Below are 20,563 nucleotides of genomic sequence, written 5' to 3' on the forward strand. Positions count from 1 at the left end.
TTTAAGTTTGGGTGGCTATCACTCGATAAAAGAGGTCTTTGGCTGCCACGTTCCTTGTTTGGTTGTCTAACAATACTTTTTAAGTTGTTTCGTGTAGCGGCTGAAGTTTCTTTCAGGGAATGGGCTGCACGATGTTTTTGATCTGTTGGATGGGATTAAATTTGCTTAATCCTGTCTATGTGATATACCTTAAAAGAATAAAATCTTCACGTCGAAGATCAAATTTGCATTTTATTATACTTAATAGGTATTGATGACCATGGAACTAAGACACTTAAGATACTTTGTCGCAGTGGTTGAAGAGCAGAGTTTTACCAAAGCGGCAGAAAAACTATATATAGCTCAACCACCTTTGAGTCGGCAGATTCAAAATTTGGAACATGAGCTTGGAATTCAGTTATTTGAACGCGGTAGCCGTCCGCTTAAGACTACGGAAGCAGGCCAATTTTTTTATCATCATGCTTTAAAACTTTTGTCTAATGCAGAAGAAATAAAATCAATGACGAAACGAATCGGTTTGACAGAAAGGACCGTGACAATCGGTTTTGTAAGCTCTTTATTGTTTGGTTTACTTTCGAATATTTTGTATTTATTCAAACAACAACATCCACATTTAAAAATAGAAATGGAGGAAATGGCGACCACTGAACAAATCAAAGCATTAAAGGAAGGTCGTATAGATGTCGGCTTTGGGCGTTTGCGTATTTCAGACCCTGCGATCAAACGGGTTTTACTTCGTGAAGAACGCTTAGTGGTAGCCTTACACGCTAGTCATCCTTTGGCACAAAAAAAGGAAGGTATATATCTTGCAGATCTGATCGATCAACAATTGATTTTTTATCCAAATCACAATAAACCGAATTTTTCGACCCAAGTGCGTGGCATATTTTCAGAGTATGGTTTGGAGCCTAAAAAAGTACGCGAAGTACGTGAATTACAACTGGCTCTAGGCTTTGTTGCAGCTAATGAAGGGGTTTGTATCACTCCAATGAGTGCCCAAAGTGTGCAATTAACACATTTAACCTTTGTTCCGATCTTAGACGAAGCCGCGATCAGCCCTGTATTTATGGCTGTACGTAATATGGATGAAAGCGAAGATATTCGTGGTTTATTTGATAGTGTTTATCAAGTGTATGATTTAGAAGCGATTCCATATGATCGTGCTGTGTTTTAAGTAATGTGTTGATAGACGTTCAGATGAACAGCAGTTATGAAATGATCTATTTAAATAAAGCGGAATCAAGGGATTAATTTATATTCTACTTTTTAGGTATACAAACATGCCTAATCGGTTTTGGACATTAAGCACCGACTTATTCATTGTGAAAAGCGAATTTTACAAGCTTCACAATTAGGAGGTGGGCTATGCAAAACCAGAAAATTAATATTAATACCTTGGTTGATGAAGCCAAATTTACGCCATTTCATTGGGGTGTTTTGATTTGGTGTCTTTTGATTATTATTTTTGATGGTTATGACTTGGTGATCTATGGCGTTGCCTTACCTTTGTTGATGCAAGAGTGGTCATTATCTGCGGTACAAGCCGGCTTACTGGCAAGTACGGCTTTATTTGGCATGATGTTTGGTGCCATGTGTTTTGGCACACTGTCCGATAAAATTGGTCGTAAAAAAACCATTATGATCTGCGTCGGTATTTTTAGTGGTTTTACCTTTTGCGGCGCTTTTGCAAGTACTCCCGTTGAGTTTGGTATTTTACGCTTTCTTGCCGGTCTAGGCATCGGTGGCGTTATGCCGAACGTTGTCGCATTAATGACAGAATACGCGCCAAAACGTATACGCAGTACCTTAGTTGCACTAATGTTTAGTGGTTATGCCATAGGTGGTATGGCTTCAGCGTTATTGGGTGCTTGGTTAGTGCCTGTATATGGCTGGAAAATCATGTTTTATATTGCAATTATTCCATGTCTTGCATTGCCTTTAATTTGGAAATTCCTCCCTGAGTCATTGATGTATTTAACCTCAAAGCATCAAACAGATACGACTCGAACGATTGTCTCTAAAATTGCCCCTGAACAAGTCCTCACAACAGATACTCAATTTGTACTCAATGAAGTTTCTGAAGAAGATAACGCTCCGTTAAAAGCATTATTTCAACAAGGCCGTAGTTTCAGTACGTTTATGTTCTGGATTGCATTTTTCATGTGCTTACTGATGGTTTATGCACTTGGAAGTTGGTTACCAAAATTGATGATTCAAGCCGGCTATTCGCTTGGTGCAAGTATGATTTTCCTCTTTGCACTGAATATTGGTGGAATGGTAGGTGCTATTGGTGGTGGTGCTTTGGCAGACCGATTCCATATCAAAAAAGTTCTGAGCATCATGTTCATGTGTGGCGCATTGGCTTTAATCTTACTGGGCTTTAACAGTCCGCAAATGGTTCTGTATACCTTAATTGTTGTTGCTGGTGCAGCTACTATTGGTTCGCAAATCCTACTTTATACCTTTGTCGCACAATACTATCCAACTACGGTACGTTCTACAGGTATGGGCTGAGCATCGGGGATTGGACGAATTGGTGCAATCGTTGGACCGGTACTTACTGGTGCGCTGTTAACCATGAATTTGCCGCATCAAATGAACTTCTTGGTGATTGCCATTCCCGGTGTCATAGCTGCATTAGCGATCTTTATGGTGAATTTGCAAGCGTCAGTAGAAGCGTCTACTCAAGGTCAGTCGCCAAAGCTCAATACGCAAGCCATCAAAAATCCAGCGAATTAAGCATTCTTAAATAAATTTAACATTACCCAAAATTTTAAGTTTCCAGGCCCTAATGCACAGCATGAGGGCTAGTGGAAAATTGTGACAAAAAATAAGGAAAGGGCATTGCCCAAATCGAGGTCAGGATGAAAACTCAAAAGCTAAATTTAGTCAAAAAAACCTTTAAAATTAAACCGATGATACTGGCTTGTGCAGCCGTGTTCCCCATGTGGACACATGCGGCAGTCAGCGAAGCTGAAGTTGAGCAGTTGCGTGAAGAAGTCAAAGCGTTAAAAGCCATGATGCAGCAATATGTTCAACAGCAAAACACTTTGTCGAGTGAAATCAAAGACGTAAAACAAGGGTCTGTAGTTGCTGCGCAGAATCAAAAACCGACTCAAACACCGAGCCTGAGTTTAAATACCAAATCGGGCGCTGAGTTTAGCTTGTATGGCAATGTGCGAGCAGATGCATCTTATCAGGCAGAAGGCGGCAGCTTATCTCGCCTGTATAACCAAATGAATAGTGTTCCGCTAGAAGGGAATGCTGAAAGTTCAGATCGTTTAAAAGCAACACTTGCTGCCACACGTTTAGGACTAGACTTTAAAACGCCGACTCAAGTGGGAGATGTAGGCGGTAAAATTGAAGTCGACTTTTTGGGCGCAAATGATGGACTGCGGATTCGTCATGCCTATTTAACTTATGGTGATTGGTTGGTGGGGCAAACATGGTCTAACTTTGCTGTACCTGATTATATGCCTGAAACTATTGATGCATTGGGCTATGTTGGTGGTGCTGTTAAACGTACACCGCAAGTTCGCTATAGTCACAAATTTAGTCCTGAGACAAATCTTGTGCTTGCAGCAGAAGATTCTAAGGATGACAGTTCAAATATGCGTTTGCCTGCATTAACAGCGCGGTTAAACCATAAAATGACAGATACACTCATGTTGAGCGCACGTGCGATGGGTGCTGAAAAGAAAACGGATACGGATACAGAAACCGCATGGGGACTTGGTCTGGGCGCAAAGCTAGATTTGACGGATAAAACAGTGCTCAAAGCGGATTATTACCATGTCAAAGGCGACAGTAGTTTTGTGTCATGGACCAACCAAGGTTTTGTGACCAATGCGGATAAAGACATCATCGCCACCAATGAATTTGACTCGATTACAGTAGGTTTAACTCAACAAATTTCAGCACAATGGCGCGGAACATTGGGCTATGGTTATATGAAAGCAGATAATAATGCAGATTATGTCAACTCATTAGTCGATAAAACCAAGGCCAATAAAAACTTGTGGCAAGCTTGGGCAAATTTATTTTACAGCCCTGTTAAGCCGATTAGTTTAGGTCTGGAATATGTCTATGGTGAACGTGAAGCTTTTGGCGCTGCACCAAATGGCAGTACCAAGGGTGAAGATAACAGAATCAATGCAGTCGCGATGTATAACTTCTAATGTCGTTACAGAGAATTGTTTAATTTAAATTGGCTTAGAAATTTCAATATCAATTTAACGAGAGCGTGATTGAAAGTATATTCAGGTTTTGACATCTAACTTTCCGACAATCTTTCAATTCGTGCTCTCAATCCATACACGCCCTTGATCTTTATCGATTGAGGGCTTTTATCTTATTTAGAAACTTTTATTTTTTGACTAAAAAATATAATTATCTGTTTTATTTCATTTAACAAATCATTTGAATATAAAAATACGAAGAAGGATATTGATAAAAATCATGAATTTTGAAATATTTTGATACATACATGACGATAAAACACACTACAATCCTTGCCGTCAATTTCGTTTCACTTAGAAGACGCAATCATGGATGTCCCTCAATTTTCCAAATATAACAACACGTCACTTAAGCTTTTAAGCCTGATGATGCTCACCGCGATGGCACCATATAGTGTTGCAGATAGCAATGTATTACCTGAAATTATCATCAACGTTGAACAAAGTTCAATGGATGAACAAATAAAAAAAGCACTAACCAAAGTAAATGGTGCAACCAATGCGATCGTTGCAGCAGACATTCAAGATATACCGAAGCGAACAAATGCTGATTTATTTAAAAATCAACCGGGGATTTACGCGGCATCTTCAGGAAATGAAGGGGTGAAACTGTCGATACGTGGCTCGGGGATCAATCGTGCACCGGGGGCGCATGCTTCAGGGTTGTATGTAACCTTAGATGATTTGCCATTTACAGGGCCAGGAGGAACACCTTATGAACTGCTTGAGCCGCTGTGGGTAGACCATATAGAGGTTTTACGAGGGGCTAATGGTTTAACACGTGGCGCATTAAGCTTGGGTGGTCTAATTAATTATACCAGCCCAACCGGAAATAATGCAGCAAAACTGTCAGTGCATCATGAAATGGGTAGCCACGGTTATCAAAAAAGTGAAATCAGCTCAGGACAACAAATCGGTGACTTAGACTATTATGTTTCATTAACACAAAGTGATGATGATGGTTATCAAGATCATTCCTCAAGCCATAGCAAAGGTATATCGGCCAATGTGGGATATCAAATAAACCCTAACCTAGATACACGTTTTTATCTGCGTTACCGAGAGACTGAACACCAAACGCCGGGACGTCTAACCCAACAACAGATTGAACAAAATCCAAAACAAGCAGTAGCCCTAAATATCTCGCTAAAAAACAATCGTCCGCAGCCGGGAAGTCTTTGGTTGGCGAATAAAACCAATATGACTTTGGACTCGGGCGATCGTTTACAGTTGGGTCTGGCCTATCATCATTATCCGATGGATTTGCAAGAAGGGTTGTATAGTACTGATGTTGACTATGATGATATCAGTACCTTATTTAACTACCAATTTGACCGAATCTTGTGGGGGCATGAAAGCCAAAATACTTTAGGTTTTCGTAGTACTACGCATTTGCCAGTTGGTCAGGTCGTTGAACGTTTGCGTGTTGCGCAAGGCGCCTATGCTGCGGGTACAGAAACGCGGCATTACACCTACCAAGGTGGTGACTATGTTTTACATTATGCTAATGCCTTGGCACTACACCCACAGTTTTGGCTCGATAGTCGAGTTGCACTGGCGTACACCCATCGCGAAAGTGAAGTGACATGGCCTGTGCAAAGTCATAAAGAAAATATTCGTGAATGGAATGTCCTGCCATCGCTAGGTTTTCGATATCAAATCCAACCTGAAACACAGCTCTTTGCCAATGTCAGTCGAAGCTTAGAAGCACCACATCCTTGGGCTTTAATTTGGGGTTCGGATCAATACTTCCCCGATGGTAGTGGCGCAGCAACGGGACGCCAAAGTGCTCCGATTCATTTGAATAGTCAGACAGCGAACACTCTTGAACTAGGTGGGCGTGGTCAACATGCACTAGGTGAGTGGAATATTGCATATTACTATTCACAGGTTAAAAATGAACTGTTGGCTGTTGAAATCCAATCAGAGCCTAAAAAGATTATTGCCGAATCGAATGCTTCAGACACCATTCATCAAGGGATTGAAGTCGGTTTAAACAGTTTACTTTGGCAAAATGATGTATATGGACAAGTTCAACTGAAACAAGCCTATACCTTGAATGATTTTCGGTATAAAAATGATGCGGTATTTGGAAAAAATGAGCTGGCAGGTATACCAAAACACATCTATCAGGCTGAACTCAAATACGAACATCCTTTAGGCTTTTATACTGCGGTGAATACACTTTATGCCACAAAGGTCGCAACCGATTATGCCAATAGTTTCTATGCAAAAGATTGGCAAATTTGGGGAGCATCGTTCGGCTATATACAACCACAAAAACAGTATATGGCGTGGTTGGATTTTAGAAATATGGGCAATAAAAAATATGCATCTACCGTGACACCGGGCTATAACGATGCCGGCAAAGATCCTGCTCGTTTAACACCGGGTGAAGGTCGGGCGGTATATGCAGGACTGACGTATCATTTTAATTAAGCATCTTATATTCAAATACAGCGAACAATTAAAAAGCCTTATTCTGCGGATTTGAATAAAAAAAGGGAGCCAATCAGCTCCCTTTTTTTAACTCTTTGATTAGTTTGTTAAGCAGTTCGAGGCATATCCTGAATACGTCGCCATGGCTGAGCTTCTTCAATTTCATATGCCAGTTCAATTAAGGTTTTTTCATCACCGACATCGGCTGAAATTTGCATACTGATCGGTAGTCCATCGTTTTGCGTTTCTCCCATAGGAATCGACATACCCGGCGCACCCACCACATTTTGAATAGGTGTAAAAGTCACATAGTTCTGAATACGTTCAAATAATTGGTCAAACGGTAATTGAGGTGACAAATAGCCGATTTTCGGTGTGGTATGTGCAAGTACAGGCGATAGCAAAACGTCATAATGCTTAAAGATTTCATGATATTGCTGCTGCATTTTCTTTAACCGATACAGAAATAGCGGGGTTTTATAAAAGTTCTTTTTATACAACTTCGATAAACCAATGGTTAAGTGATCTAACTCTTTGGGATTAAAGTCAGCGCCAAAGATTTTTTTGCCAAAGGTACTCAGTAAAAAGGACAACATTCCCCAATATTCACTGAAATCTTCAACAAAGCTTAAGGCAAAAGGTAACTGAAGTTCTTCAACATGATGACCTAATTTTTCCATGAGTGCTGCGCTATGCATTAAGGTTGCAGTTGTTTCGCTATCTATTTGCCCTGTAATCGATTGCGGGACTAAACCGATGCGTAGTCGACGTTTAGAAGGGCCATGAATCATACCTATGCGTGGCAACTTTTTATTGTAATAACTTGACTCCATTCCTGCATAGAAATGCGCAGTATCTCGTATGCTACGGGTTAGGACACCTTCACTGATGATATTAATCGGAAGAGAGCCTGCTGCATCACTGTCATACGTACGGCTACGGCTAGGCTTTAATCCAATCAAACCGCAACATGCAGCAGGGATTCGAATCGAACCACCGCCATCATTGGCATGGGCAATTGGCACTACACCGGCTGCAACGAGAGCTGCAGAACCGCCAGAAGACGCGCCGCAGGAATAACTTAGATTCCAAGGGTTATAGGTGGCTGAGCCATCTTTATATTCGGTACTGGCATTTAGACCAAATTCAGGGAGCTTAGATTTTCCTAATACGACAAAACCTTGATCTAAGATTTGTTGGCTAATTTGAGGATTACGATCGGCTGGTTTTGAACCTATGGCCTTTGAACCATGGCGTGATGGCAATCCTTGATAATCTAGATTATCTTTAAAGAAAAAAGGGACGCCCGCAAATAGACCATGTTCAACATATTGATTTTTCTCTAAAGCACGTTGAAAACAGTCCAGTTCAATGGCATTTAGATGCGGATTGACGTGTTCCGCACGTGCAATGGCCGCTTGTGTAATTTCCTGTACAGAGGCTTCTTTAGATTTGATGAGCTGTGCAATCCCCACAGCATCTAGATCTGTGAGTACATCCGAACTAAAAGCATGTATGCGTTGACTGTGTTTTTGATCTTCCATGAACGAACCTATTTGTTTTTTGAATTTTGGTAAATATTGAATGAATTCATTGTTATCTCAACAACAAATATATGTATTTGAACAATATCTGTTTGAGCATAATAATGACAATAAAAATTGTCAAATATTTGTCTGATCTGAGGAAAGTGCAGAGATTGTACTAAGGAGGGCATCTAAAGCCTGTTGAATCTCATCCTTCCATGCAAAGGAACAATTTAAACGGATATATTGAGTTTTGGCTTCCGCAACATTAAATAAACGGCCTGGAGCAACGCTAATCTGCTGTTGAATTAGGGCTTCATAGACTGCCATACTTTCAACATTTTCCGGTAGTTTTAACCAAAGAAAATAACCACTTGGATGATATTGTAATTTGCATCCAGTCGGTAGGCGGCTTTCTAAATAACGGTAAAACTGTAATTTATGTTGCTGTAGACTTTTTCTTAAGACCCGTAAATGTTTTTCATAATGATAATTTGAAATAAATTCCACCAAGGCATTTTGCAATAAGGTATTAACGGAAATCGTGCTCATAAGCTGTAAGTGTTGAATCGCTTGAGAGTATTTACCTGCATGCACCCAACCCACCCGAAATGCAGCGCCCAACGTTTTAGAAAAAGATGAACAGTGTAAGACCATATTATTTTGGTCAAAGTATTTCATTGAAACAGGTTTCTTAGACGCATAATGCATTTCTTCATACACATCGTCCTCAATTAAATGCACATGATATTGGTGTAATAAAACGGCAATTTTTTGCTTGATTTCATCACTCACTGTGAAGCCCACAGGATTATGCGAATTCAGCATCAGCCAACAAATTTTGACGGGATAAGTTTTTAAAATATGTTCAAATGCGGTTAAATCAAAACCGTCTCGTGGATGTTCCGGTAAGGTCACCACTTTAAGGCCTAAGCGCTCTGCAGCTTGCAAGGCGCCATAGAAAATATTTTGCTGTAACACGATATAGTCACCCGGTGAGGCTATGGCCTGTAAGGAAAGATTCAGTGCATCCATACAGCCTGAGGTAATCACAATATCCTCTGGATCAGTGGCTATGCCTTGCATGCAATAACGCTGTGCAATCAACTTACGAAGGGCTAAATTACCGGGTGGAAGATTATCAATGGCATCGTAACTTTTGGGATTTCGGGAAATTTGCCCCATGATTTGGGTTAACTTTTTAGAAAAAACAATGTCTTGAGCTGGAAAAGCTGATCCCAATGGAACGATTTTTTCATCTTGTATTGATTTTAAATACTTAAAGACCAGAGAGTTAATTTCAACCGGCGTGTTTAAGGACACGATTTGAGCGTGTTCAGCCTCTATTTCGACTAAGCCTTGCGCCACATAGTAGCCTGATTTTTCACGTGCATAGATTAAGCCACGCGATTCTAACTCCTGATAAGCATTCATGACCGTGATTAAACTAAAGCCGGACAACTGTACTTGTTCACGTAAAGAAGGGAGTTTTTCGTGCGCTTTTAAAGTGCCATTTTCAATCAGTTGACGTAGGTGCTGTGCGAGCTGTTCCGATTTATACATAGTCATCAACAAGTCAAGATTCTGTTATAAATATATCAGTAAAAGTTTCCCAGCATTATATTTTTATAACAGATGGGTCGGTACTGTTATATGTTTTTTCAAATTCACTGTATCTAGTTTTAAGCTTGAATTTTTTATAAGGTGCATTAACCACAACACTTGTGGCGTCAAATGGTATGGAAGTTAGGGAGTTGACTATGTTTAAAGCCAGTGAATTAGAACTGTTACAACATTTACTGGTGGGTGTTCCATTGACAGATTCAACGCTGCATCTGTTGCAACAACAGCATACTAATTTAGAAGCAGTACTTTTACGCAGTCGAATTTTACGACAAGTACAGCAAGTGGGCTATGTCAGTATTTGTCAGGAGCATATGAATGCCAAGGCTGAAAATGCGGCTTTTTTATTTGCACCTTTTATCCTAGCGAATTTGAATCAGAAGGTGATGTACGCTACACCGCAAAGCCCTGAAAATGTTGCGATATTAAATCGTTATTATCATGCTGAGGCTAAACTTAGCGCATTTAAAGTTGATGATGTTTTATCGGGACTAAATGTCTACATTGAACTACATAATGAACAACTATCGCCAGCAGAATACTTCTATTTTAGTTTGATCAATAGCTTATGTAATCCGAAAGTTTCCAAAATCATTTGTATTACACATCTACATATCGACTTAGAAAAATTAAATCAGCTTGCTGAATATTTAGATGTTGAAATCCATGTCTTGGCGGATAAAGTTGAACCGATTGATTTTGATCTAAATCAAATCAATATGTTAAAGCTGCTATTTAAAGACAAAGATCAGCAATATATCGATTTATGCCAAAAATTTTCGTTTATTAACGCCAAAATTTTACAACGATTAGGTTTATATGAGTTTGACCGTGCGCAAGTCTTGGTAGAAGACATGTTTTATTCAGAGCATATCTTTGAAAAAATGTCGGTCTACGGTGAATACATTCAAACGCATCTTCAGCACCAAGTTAAAAAACCGAGTCCTGCATAAGCGATAAAGATGACTAATTAAGTTTATAGCTGTGAATTGATCACTTTAAAAATGCAAAAAGCTTGTAAGTCTAGATTTACAAGCTTTTTTTAAATTCAAATTTAAACCAATTTATTTGGCCTAATGATCCGATTAATACTTTATGAACTAATCATGAGCAAACATGAAATGTAAGATATTCATGCAATAGCGAGTTGCAATAAGTGAATAATACTGTCGCTTAAGGTAGATAGGAATTATCTGCACCAACGACAAACGCTACACCAATACAGAATAAAAGCACATAGATCGAGAACCAAATAATGGCACGTTTAAAGGCCTTATCTGAAATTTCACTGTCTGCATATTTTTGCGGTTTTTTAGGCTCTTGATTGCTCATAAGATGTACTCTAAATCCCTAATGGTTATAGGTGATTATTGGGGTATATCACTTGAAAGCATAGATACAACATTTATCTAAATTTCTATAACAGTTATAGTTTGGAGTTGAATGACAGTTGATTTGAGATTATTGACACATGATTCGGGATTGTTAAAGTATAGAGTAGTCTTGAATAAACCTCTCAATACATTGGAAATTAGATCATAAAATAATTTGGGGTTACAAGCAGAATACAATGGAAATAATTACGCTCATAACAATATTAGGAACTGTCATTTTATTGATTTATCTCAAACTTAGCGCCAAAAACCGTCAATGGCATTTGGATGAAAAAGGCGTGATGAAACATGAACGGATTGAGTACACACCATTCAACAAAATTGATGAAAATGACTTTCAATGGATACCTGATGTTATAAAAAAATATTTTCCTGACGGTCATGCCACCGTGCGGAAATATGGCAGCGGGGCGAAAAACATTCTGATCGTGAACAGCTCAATCTACTATCACCAATACTTAATTCGTGAAGAAGGCACAGGTGATATGATGCTGAATGGGTGGGATGCCATTATGGACAGCGTATTGTATGTAGAGAAGCGCAATGACGATAGTTCCTGCATGTATCTATTCAGACCTTGCGAGATTAACTTGCAAAATCATAATTTGTTTTTTAAAGGTAGATTTTTGGAGGGTACAATTGATGACTTGAAGCAAGGTTTTGATACATGGCAGGCCGCGCAAAAGGATTTTGTGAAAATACATCAAGATAAGGTGGATATACTCAAAAACAATATCATCGCTAAACAAAAAAAATATGACACTGAGGTTTATAAGCATCCTGAATTCAATTAACCCGCAAATTAAAGTGAAATAAAATCTTAGCTTGTGTGTCAGAGAATTTCAGAAAATCTTAACTTATATGGGCTTTGTTGCACAAAGCTATTCTTGAAGGCTTCTTCAGTAATATAATTTCCAGATGAAGAAGCCTACACCTAAAATCTATCGTACAACCAATTGGTCCTCGTATAACCAAGCTTTAATCAAGCGAGGAAATATTTCAATCTGGTTTGATCCTAAGACGCAATGGTATGCACAACCACAAGGCAAGCAAGGACGAAATCAAACTTATTCCGATACAGCGATTCAATGCTGTTTAATGATCAAATCTCTATTCCGTCTTTCTTTACGTATGGTTACTGGCTTTGTTCAAAGCCTGATTAAACTCTGTGGCTTGAATTGGACAGCACCAGATTACTCCACCCTTTGTAGACGACAAAAGCATATTGATATTGCGATAAGCTATCAGAAAAGTCATGATGGGTTACACCTACTTGTCGACTCTACGGGTTTAAAGTTTTTAGGTGAAGGCGAATGGAAGCGTAAAAAACATCAGCCTGAATACCGTCGGCAATGGCGTAAACTGCATATTGGTATAGATGCTGAAACACTGCAAATACGTGCCGTTCAGCTTACTACAAATAATGTCAGTGATTCACAAGTACTAGGTGATTTACTGGATCAAATTCCACTAGATGAGCGAATAGATTCTGTCTATACCGATGGCGCGTACGACACGAAGTGCTGCAGAAAAGTGATTTCAGATCGTCAAGCACATGCAGTAATTCCACCCAGAAAGAATGCCAAGCCCTGGAAAGATTCTAAAATAAGTTCAATAGAACGAAATGAGTTACTTCAAACGGTTAAACATTTAGGCAGAACCCTATGGAAAAAATGGTCGGGTTATCACCGTCGTAGTTTGGTGGAAACCAAGATGCATTGCATCAAATTATTAGGTGATAGGCTGACGGCAAGACATTTTCAAAGTCAGGTCAATGAAATTCATGCGCGTGTGGCAGTTCTGAATAGATTTACGGAATTAGGTAGACCTCGCACCCAAGTTGTGTCTTAAATTTGAATGGATTGGGGAGAACTCAGCTTTTGAATGTTTATGCAACAAAGCCACTTATATGACAACGCAAGCTGAGATTAAATATCAAGAAAACAAAAAAATTATGATTTAACTAAGAAAATGAATCTCAGATTATTTGTCATTTACCTTTTGGAAGGTAGCTTCATTTCTTAATCCATTAATAAACTATGATATTGATCGGTTCTTTTTCTCAAAAAGTCCCAGACCAGCTTAATGCGCGGCTCATGTTGTAAATCGACTAAGGTCAGCATCCAAAAGGTATGCACAAAACGAACATCTTGCGCCAAGACTTGTTCTAATTCGGGTTTTTCCTCTGCCAAAAACTTGGGCAATATTGCCAATCCTGCACCCGCACTCACGGCAATTTGTTGCGCCAAAATACTACTACTTCTAAAGTTGGCATTGAGCTGAATAGGTAAACGCTCTAAACAATACAGTTCAGGGCTATAGACCAAATCATCTATATAGTTCACAAAAGTGTGTGATTTTAAATCTTCTAATGTATGAATGGGTTGCGTGTTTTTTAAGTATTCTTTACTGCCATAAATCTTTAAACAATAGTCTGCTAGTCGAGTAATAATATAAGGTCCTGATTTCGGTCGATCAATTGAAATAACAATATCTGCTTCACGATGTGAAAGTTTGATCATTTTCGGAACAGGAATAAGGTCGATAGTCAGCAAGGGGTATTTTTTGGACAATTCTGCCAAGAGCTGTGTCAAAAATGCTGTTCCAAACCCTTCTGGTGTGCCAATTCGCACACGACCTTGCATAGGTTGGTTGGGTTTTTCGATTTGTAAAAAGGCCTGTTCCATTTGTTCAACGCGAGGAACCAGTGCCAAACCTTCTAAGGTAAGCTCATAACCTGTGGCTTCACGTTTAAATAATGGCGTGCCTAAAGCCAGTTCTAGCGCATGTATACGTCGAGAAACCGTACTGTGCTCAACACCGATAATACGTGCGGTATTGGTTAGGGTTTTCGCACGAGCCAAAACCAAAAAATACTGTAAATGATCCCAATCTACTTTCATTGTTATTGTCATCCCTGTGCATATTTGCACATCAATCGTGCGTGAATCTCTATTGGTAGTCAAAATTTTCTTTGCTAGTTTGAATTGAATTGGAAAATATAAATATAAGGCTTTTGGATATTTTCTAAGTCAGTACAAAACAATAAGTGCCTATGGAGAGGTCATGAACACAATGTCAAATATTCAGTCAGCAACGGCTAAATTATTAATTAACGGTAAATTTGTAGAGTCAAACACTACAGAGTGGCAAGACATTTTAAATCCTGCAACACAAGAGGTTTTGGGTCGTGTTCCAATGGCGACTATGGAAGAAGTGGATGCAGCGATTGCTTCAGCGCAAGAGGCGTTTAAGACTTGGCGCTTAACACCCGTACAAGCACGTATGCGCATTATGCTGAAACTACAAGATCTGATCCGTAGCAACATGAAAGACATTGCCCATGTACTGACTGCTGAGCAAGGAAAGACGCTAGCAGATGCTGAGGGTGATATTCAACGTGGTTTAGAAGTCGTTGAGCATGCGTGTTCGGTTGGCACACTTCAAATGGGCGAATATATAGAAGGTGTGGCATGTGGTGTGGATACCTATACCTTGCAACAGCCTTTGGGTGTATGTGCAGGAATTACGCCATTTAACTTTCCTGCGATGATTCCACTGTGGATGTTCCCAATGGCCATTGTCAGTGGAAATACCTTTGTTTTAAAGCCATCTGAACAAGATCCATTATCGACCATGATGCTTGTAGAACTTGCGATTGAAGCCGGTATTCCAGCAGGCGTATTGAACGTAGTGCATGGTGGTAAAGACGCTGTTGATCGTTTATGCACACATCAAGCTATTAAGGCCATTTCATTTGTGGGCTCTACAGCTGTTGGTACACATGTATATAACCTTGCAGGACAGCATGGAAAACGTGTGCAGTCGATGATGGGGGCTAAAAACCATGTGGTGGTGATGCCAGACGCCAATAAAGAACAAACCTTAAATGCCCTCGTTGGTGCAGCATTTGGTGCGGCAGGTCAGCGTTGTATGGCTTTGTCGGTTGCTGTCATGGTTGGTGAAAGTAAAGAATGGGTCAATGAACTGGTTGAAAAAGCCAAAACGCTGAAGGTCAATGCAGGGCATGAGCCGAATACCGATATTGGCCCAGTTATTTCACCTCGCGCAAAAGCACGTGTACTGGATTTAATTCAAAGCGGTGTAGAGCAAGGTGCGGAGTTGCTGCTGGATGGTCGTGATGTTCAAGTCATCGGCTATGAGCAAGGAAACTTTGTCGGAGCAACGATTTTTAATCAAGTTTCAACCGATATGCGCATCTATACCGAAGAGATCTTTGGACCCGTATTAGCCATTATTCATGTCGATACTCTGGAGCAGGCGATTGAATTGATTAATGCCAATCCATTTGGCAACGGTGTCGGACTATTTACACAAAGCGGTGCAGTCGCACGTACATTCCAAAGCGATATCGATATTGGTCAAGTGGGTATCAACATTCCAATTCCTGTACCTGTACCTTTCTTTAGCTTTACAGGATCGCGTGGTTCAAAACTGGGTGACTTAGGTCCATATGGTAAGCAAGCAGTTCAGTTCTATACACAAACCAAAACCATCACCAGTCGTTGGTTCGAAGATACACAAGAAAAAGGTGAAGTGAATACCACCATTAACCTACGTTAATTTAGGAGTTCAAGGATGAATATTGCCTTTATCGGTTTAGGAAACATGGGCGGAAAAATGGCTCAAAACCTACTCAAAGCAGGTTTTACGGTTTACGGTTTCGACTTAAGCGAAATTGCGATTCAGCATTTTACTGAAGCAGGTGGCATCGTTTGCCAAAGCCCACAAGATGCCGCGAAACAAGCAGATGTCGTGATTAGCATGTTGCCTGCTGCCAAGCATGTCAAAGAGGTGTACTTGGGAGAAAATGGTGTATTGGCGGTAATGAAAGCAGGAAGCTTATGTATCGATAGCAGTACCATTGATCCGCAAACCATTAAGGACATAGCCGAGGCGGGTGCTGCACATCAGATAAAAATCTGTGATGCACCTGTTTCAGGCGGAACTATTGGTGCTCAGGCAGGTACATTAACCTTTATGGTCGGTTCGGATGATCAAACCTTTGAAAAAACCAAAGCGGTATTGGGCCACATGGGTAAAAACATTGTGCATTGTGGTGATGTGGGTGCAGGTCAAATTGCGAAAATTTGCAATAACTTGATTCTTGGTATTTCCATGGCAGCCGTTGCTGAAGGTATGGCACTCGGTGCGCGTCTGGGAATTGATCCTCAAGCCTTAGCGGGTGTGGTGAATAGTTCGAGTGGACGTTGCTGGAGTTCGGATGTATGTAATCCATGGCCGGGTATCTCAGCAAATGCACCTGCGGGACGTGGCTATACCGATGGTTTTGCAACTCAGTTGATGTTGAAAGATCTAGGATTGGCTGTAGAAGCCGCAGGACAAGTCAAACAGCCGATTATTTTAGGTGGACTGGTTCAGCAGATGTATCAACAGCTGTGTTTACAAGGTAATGCACACTTAGATTTTTCAAGCATCGTGCAACAATATTTACCTAAGAATGCTGAAGAAACGCATTGAACACCAAACTAGCCTAGGGATGGCTAACAATACTAACACTCGTGTCGGAATAACAATAAATTGAGACTGAGGTAGAGAAGATGTCGAATTATCAAGATGTTGCAAAGGCATTTGACTTAAATCATGCTGCCAAAGAAATGTTATCAGGCTCTTTAGAGCAATTAAATGCATGTTATGAATGCTGCGACCGTCATGCGATTGATCAAAATAAGGTTGCACTGTATTGGCAAGGCAAAGATGGACGGAAAGAACAATATACCTTTGCAGAGCTGCAACAGTGGTCGAGCCAATTTGCCAATTTTTTAAAGTCACAGGGTGTGCAAAAGGGTGATCGTGTATCGGGTTTATTACCTCGTACAGTTGAATTACTTGTGGTGATTTTAGGGGCTTGGCGAATAGGTGCTGTATATCAACCGCTATTTACCGCCTTTGGCCCCAAAGCCATTGAACATCGTTTACACCTTGCACAAAGCAAATTGGTGATTAGCGATGTTGGTAATCGCAGTAAATTAGATGAAGTTGCACATTGTCCTCAAATCGTTACTGTTGCAGATCCAGCGGGTCAAGGGATACAACAGGGAGATTTAAACTTTTGGGATGAAGTAAACGCACAGTCTACAGATTGTGAATTTGTCTTACAGAGCATTAATGATCCATTTCTTTTGATGTTTACTTCAGGTACTACAGGTCCTGCAAAACCTTTAGAAGTCCCGCTCAAAGCCTTAATCGCTTTTGGTCAATATATGAAAAATGCGGTAGGACTGCGTGAAGATGATTCGTTTTGGAATATTGCCGATCCGGGTTGGGCTTATGGTTTGTATTACGGAATTACTGGGCCACTTTTACTTGGACATGCAACACTCTTTTACGAAGGTGGTTTTAGCATTGATAGTTTGTGTCAGATCGTAGATGACTACAAAGTAACAAACCTTGCAGGCGCACCGACAGCGTATCGGATGATGATGGCGGCTGATCCTGAACAAATGGCAAAACTCAAAGGTAAATTTAGAGTCGTGAGTAGTGCTGGAGAGCCGCTTAATCCTGAAGTGTTCCGCTGGTTTAAACAAGTCCTAGATGCACCGATCTTTGACCATTATGGTCAGACTGAAGTTGGTATGGTGGTGTGTAATCACCATGGTTTACAACATGATATTCGCGCAGGTGTCGCAGGTTATGCCAGTCCAGGATATCGCGTGGCGGTTGTTGATGAACAAGGGCAAGAGCTAGCTGCAGGAACGCCAGGAGTACTGGCTGTCGATATCAGTCAATCACCGATGATGTGGTTTGGTGGCTATAAAGAAAGTCGTAAGTCACCCTTTGTAAAGCATTATTACCTCACCGGTGATACCGCAGAAATACACGCAGATGGCAGTATGAGCTTCGTTGGTCGTAATGATGATGTGATTACAACATCAGGTTATCGTATCGGGCCATTCGATGTAGAAAGCGCTTTACTTGAGCATGATGCAGTGATTGAAGCTGCGGTCATTGGTGTGCCTGATCCAGATCGGACAGAAATCGTAAAAGCTTTTGTAATTTTAGCTGAGCATGTCACAGCGTCAGAAGAATTAGCGGAGCAGCTAGGGCAATTTGTGAAAAAGCGCTTATCTGCACATGCTTATCCACGATTGGTGGAGTTTGTTCAAGAACTACCGAAAACTCCAAGTGGAAAAATTCAGCGTTTCTTATTAAGAAATCAAGAGATTGCGAAACAATCCACGCAGCATGCAAGTTAAATGACGTAACGATTAACCCTAAATGAATGCCGAACAATCAGGATCAAAATCAAGCTTTCATTCAGTTTTAGTCATTTTCAAACTGGATGAAAGCAAATGATTGATGTACAGGAAGATAAGATGCAATTTACCGAAGAACAATTATTAATTCAGGACATGGCACGCAGTTTCGCACAGGAACAAATTAAACCTCAAGCGGCTGAATGGGATAAAAACGGTACCTTTCCCAAAGCGGCTTTAGCACAGATGGGTGAACTGGGTTTATTGGGCATGCTGGTATCAGATGAATGGGGTGGTTCAGATACAGGTAATCTTGCCTATGTTATGGCTTTAGAAGAGATTGCCGCGGCAGATGGAGCAACCTCAACTATTATGAGTGTACATAACTCGGTAGGCTGTGTTCCTATTGCTAAATTTGGCACAGAAGAACAAAAGCAGAAATATTTAGTGCCTTTAGCACAAGGCAAAATGATCGGGGCATTTGCATTAACTGAGCCGCATACGGGTTCAGATGCTGCTGCCATTAAAACTCGTGCAGTCAAAGATGGTAATGAATGGGTGATTAATGGTGCTAAGCAGTTTATTACCTCTGGACATAATGCAGGGGTCATTATTGTCTTTGCTGTGACTGACCCAAGTGCAGGGAAAAAAGGCATGAGTGCTTTTATTGTCCCAAGAGAAACATCCGGCTATGAAGTGATTCGTACTGAAGAAAAGCTTGGATTACATGCCTCAGATACCTGCCAAATCGCACTCACAGACGTGCGAGTGCATGAAAGCCTAATGTTAGGAAAAGAAGGTGAAGGTTTGAAAATCGCCTTATCAAATCTAGAAGGCGGTCGTATTGGTATAGCGGCGCAAGCAGTTGGTCTTGCACGAGCAGCATTAGAAGAAGCAACGCGATATGCCAAAGAGCGTATTACTTTTGGAAAGCCGATCTTTGAACATCAGGCAGTTGCGTTCCGATTGGCAAGTATGGCAACAGAAATAGAAGCCGCACGCCAATTGGTCTATCACGCGGCACGTTTAAAAGAAGCAGGGCAACCTTGCTTAAATGAAGCGTCTATGGCCAAGCTTTTTTCGTCTGAAATGGCTGAGCGTGTTTGCTCCGCAGCATTACAAGTCTTTGGTGGTTATGGCTATCTCAAAGATTTACCGATAGAACGTATATATCGTGATGCGCGTATTTGCCAAATCTATGAAGGTACGAGTGATATTCAACGTTTAGTAATTGCCCGTAGCTTATAACGTCTTTAAGACATTTAAAACGACAAGGCTTCAGATATGAAGCCTACTCATAAATATTGAATATATATAGGGATCTCACATGCAATTTGAAACGATTCTGCTCGAAAAAAACAATGGTGTTGGACTTATTACTTTAAATCGTCCTCAGGCCTTAAATGCGTTAAATAGCACATTAATTCAAGACCTTAATTTAGCCTTAGATGATTTAGATCGAGATCCAACTATCGGTTGTATGGTTATTACAGGTTCAGAAAAAGCCTTTGCCGCTGGTGCAGATATTAAAGAAATGGCTGAACTGAGTTTTCCGAATATTTATTTGGATGATTTTTTTCATCTGGCAGATCGAATTGCTCAGCGCCGTAAACCTTTAATTGCAGCTGTCAGTGGTTATGCGTTGGGTGGAGGCTGTGAGTTAGCACTCATGTGTGACTTTATTTACTGTGCCGACAATGCAAAATTCGGTTTACCAGAAGTGACATTGGGAGTAATTCCCGGGATAGGTGGGACACAGCGCTTAACGCTTGCTATTGGTAAAGCAAAAGCTATGGAAATGTGCCTAACTGCGAGACAAATGGGCGCAGTAGAAGCAGAGCAGAGTGGTTTAGTTGCTCAAGTCTTCCCTAAAGAGGAGCTAGTCGAAAAAACCTTAAATGCTGCTAAAAATATAGCCGAAAAATCTGTGGTGGCAACCATGATGATCAAAGAGTCAATTAACCGTGCATTTGAAGTCAGTTTGCAAGAAGGTTTGCGTTTTGAACGCAGAACATTCCATTCGATTTTTGCAACACAAGACCAAAAAGAAGGCATGCAAGCATTTGTTGAAAAGCGCCAAGCCAATTTTAAAAACAATTAAAAAT

Annotated in this window: 15 protein-coding genes and 1 pseudogene; 12 read left to right on the plus strand and 4 right to left on the minus strand. The window is 40.5% G+C overall.

Annotation, left to right across the window (positions count from 1 at the left end; all coding sequences use genetic code 11):
* The first annotated feature begins 259 nt into the window (after window positions 1-259).
* The 4 genes and pseudogenes from FTU05_RS00085 to FTU05_RS00100 all read left to right on the plus strand — a co-directional run bounded on the left by FTU05_RS00085 (window position 260) and on the right by FTU05_RS00100 (window position 6,677).
* A complete protein-coding gene (locus tag FTU05_RS00085; RefSeq protein ID WP_180004497.1) occupies window positions 260-1,174 on the plus strand; it encodes a LysR family transcriptional regulator in 915 nt (304 codons plus the stop codon).
* A gap of 191 nt (window positions 1,175-1,365) precedes the next feature.
* Window positions 1,366-2,739 (plus strand): annotated as a pseudogene (locus FTU05_RS00090) (MFS transporter).
* A gap of 125 nt (window positions 2,740-2,864) precedes the next feature.
* Window positions 2,865-4,178 carry a DcaP family trimeric outer membrane transporter gene (locus FTU05_RS00095; RefSeq protein ID WP_180163845.1) on the plus strand — a complete coding sequence of 438 codons (1,314 nt, stop codon included), beginning with the start codon at window positions 2,865-2,867 and terminating at the stop codon, window positions 4,176-4,178.
* 369 nt (window positions 4,179-4,547) lie between these two features.
* Entirely contained in the window at window positions 4,548-6,677 is a 2,130-nt protein-coding gene (locus tag FTU05_RS00100; RefSeq protein WP_180163847.1) for a TonB-dependent receptor domain-containing protein, read from the plus strand.
* Window positions 6,678-6,784: 107 nt separating this feature from the next.
* On the opposite strand, the gene FTU05_RS00105 is transcribed toward FTU05_RS00100, so the two are convergent.
* Window positions 6,785-8,221: an amidase gene (locus FTU05_RS00105; RefSeq protein WP_180163849.1), complete on the minus strand. Its 1,437-nt coding sequence runs from the start codon at window positions 8,219-8,221 to the stop codon at window positions 6,785-6,787.
* Between the two features lie 120 nt (window positions 8,222-8,341).
* Window positions 8,342-9,766 carry a PLP-dependent aminotransferase family protein gene (locus tag FTU05_RS00110; RefSeq protein ID WP_180163906.1) on the minus strand — a complete coding sequence of 475 codons (1,425 nt, stop codon included), beginning with the start codon at window positions 9,764-9,766 and terminating at the stop codon, window positions 8,342-8,344.
* Window positions 9,767-9,963: 197 nt separating this feature from the next.
* Between FTU05_RS00110 and FTU05_RS00115 the strand changes: the two genes are divergently transcribed.
* Complete coding sequence (locus FTU05_RS00115) at window positions 9,964-10,779, plus strand: hypothetical protein (protein ID WP_180163851.1); 816 nt, start codon at window positions 9,964-9,966, stop codon at window positions 10,777-10,779.
* A 220-nt stretch (window positions 10,780-10,999) separates the two neighbouring features.
* Here the strand turns inward: FTU05_RS00115 and FTU05_RS00120 are convergent, their stop codons facing one another.
* The gene (locus FTU05_RS00120) at window positions 11,000-11,158 is read right to left on the minus strand and encodes a hypothetical protein (protein ID WP_168379604.1); all 159 of its coding nucleotides are present in this window, start codon (window positions 11,156-11,158) and stop codon (window positions 11,000-11,002) included.
* 238 nt (window positions 11,159-11,396) lie between these two features.
* Here FTU05_RS00120 and FTU05_RS00125 point away from each other — a divergent pair, with 238 nt between their 5' ends.
* Together FTU05_RS00125 and FTU05_RS00130 are read left to right on the plus strand one after the other, a co-directional pair.
* Complete coding sequence (locus tag FTU05_RS00125) at window positions 11,397-12,014, plus strand: hypothetical protein (protein ID WP_180163853.1); 618 nt, start codon at window positions 11,397-11,399, stop codon at window positions 12,012-12,014.
* Between the two features lie 124 nt (window positions 12,015-12,138).
* Complete coding sequence (locus FTU05_RS00130; RefSeq protein ID WP_004812228.1) at window positions 12,139-13,071, plus strand: IS5-like element ISAha3 family transposase; 933 nt, start codon at window positions 12,139-12,141, stop codon at window positions 13,069-13,071.
* Between the two features lie 170 nt (window positions 13,072-13,241).
* Here FTU05_RS00130 and FTU05_RS00135 read toward each other — a convergent pair whose 3' ends face one another.
* Entirely contained in the window at window positions 13,242-14,123 is an 882-nt protein-coding gene (locus tag FTU05_RS00135; protein WP_078193328.1) for a LysR family transcriptional regulator, read from the minus strand.
* A 163-nt stretch (window positions 14,124-14,286) separates the two neighbouring features.
* Between FTU05_RS00135 and FTU05_RS00140 the strand changes: the two genes are divergently transcribed.
* From FTU05_RS00140 to FTU05_RS00160, 5 genes are all read left to right on the plus strand, one after another.
* Entirely contained in the window at window positions 14,287-15,804 is a 1,518-nt protein-coding gene (locus FTU05_RS00140; protein WP_180163855.1) for a CoA-acylating methylmalonate-semialdehyde dehydrogenase, read from the plus strand.
* A gap of 15 nt (window positions 15,805-15,819) precedes the next feature.
* The gene (mmsB, locus tag FTU05_RS00145) at window positions 15,820-16,722 is read left to right on the plus strand and encodes a 3-hydroxyisobutyrate dehydrogenase (protein ID WP_180163857.1); all 903 of its coding nucleotides are present in this window, start codon (window positions 15,820-15,822) and stop codon (window positions 16,720-16,722) included.
* 80 nt (window positions 16,723-16,802) lie between these two features.
* Window positions 16,803-18,458, plus strand: a complete 1,656-nt coding sequence (locus FTU05_RS00150; RefSeq protein ID WP_180163859.1) for an AMP-binding protein — start codon at window positions 16,803-16,805, stop codon at window positions 18,456-18,458.
* A 120-nt stretch (window positions 18,459-18,578) separates the two neighbouring features.
* Entirely contained in the window at window positions 18,579-19,706 is a 1,128-nt protein-coding gene (locus tag FTU05_RS00155) for an acyl-CoA dehydrogenase family protein (RefSeq protein ID WP_180163908.1), read from the plus strand.
* Between the two features lie 79 nt (window positions 19,707-19,785).
* Window positions 19,786-20,559, plus strand: coding sequence for an enoyl-CoA hydratase (locus FTU05_RS00160; RefSeq protein WP_180163861.1), 774 nt, complete (start codon window positions 19,786-19,788; stop codon window positions 20,557-20,559).
* The last annotated feature ends 4 nt before the right edge of the window (window positions 20,560-20,563 follow it).

It is taken from the genome of Acinetobacter sp. YH12049, assembly GCF_013419875.1.
GTDB classification, from domain to species: domain Bacteria; phylum Pseudomonadota; class Gammaproteobacteria; order Pseudomonadales; family Moraxellaceae; genus Acinetobacter; species Acinetobacter amyesii.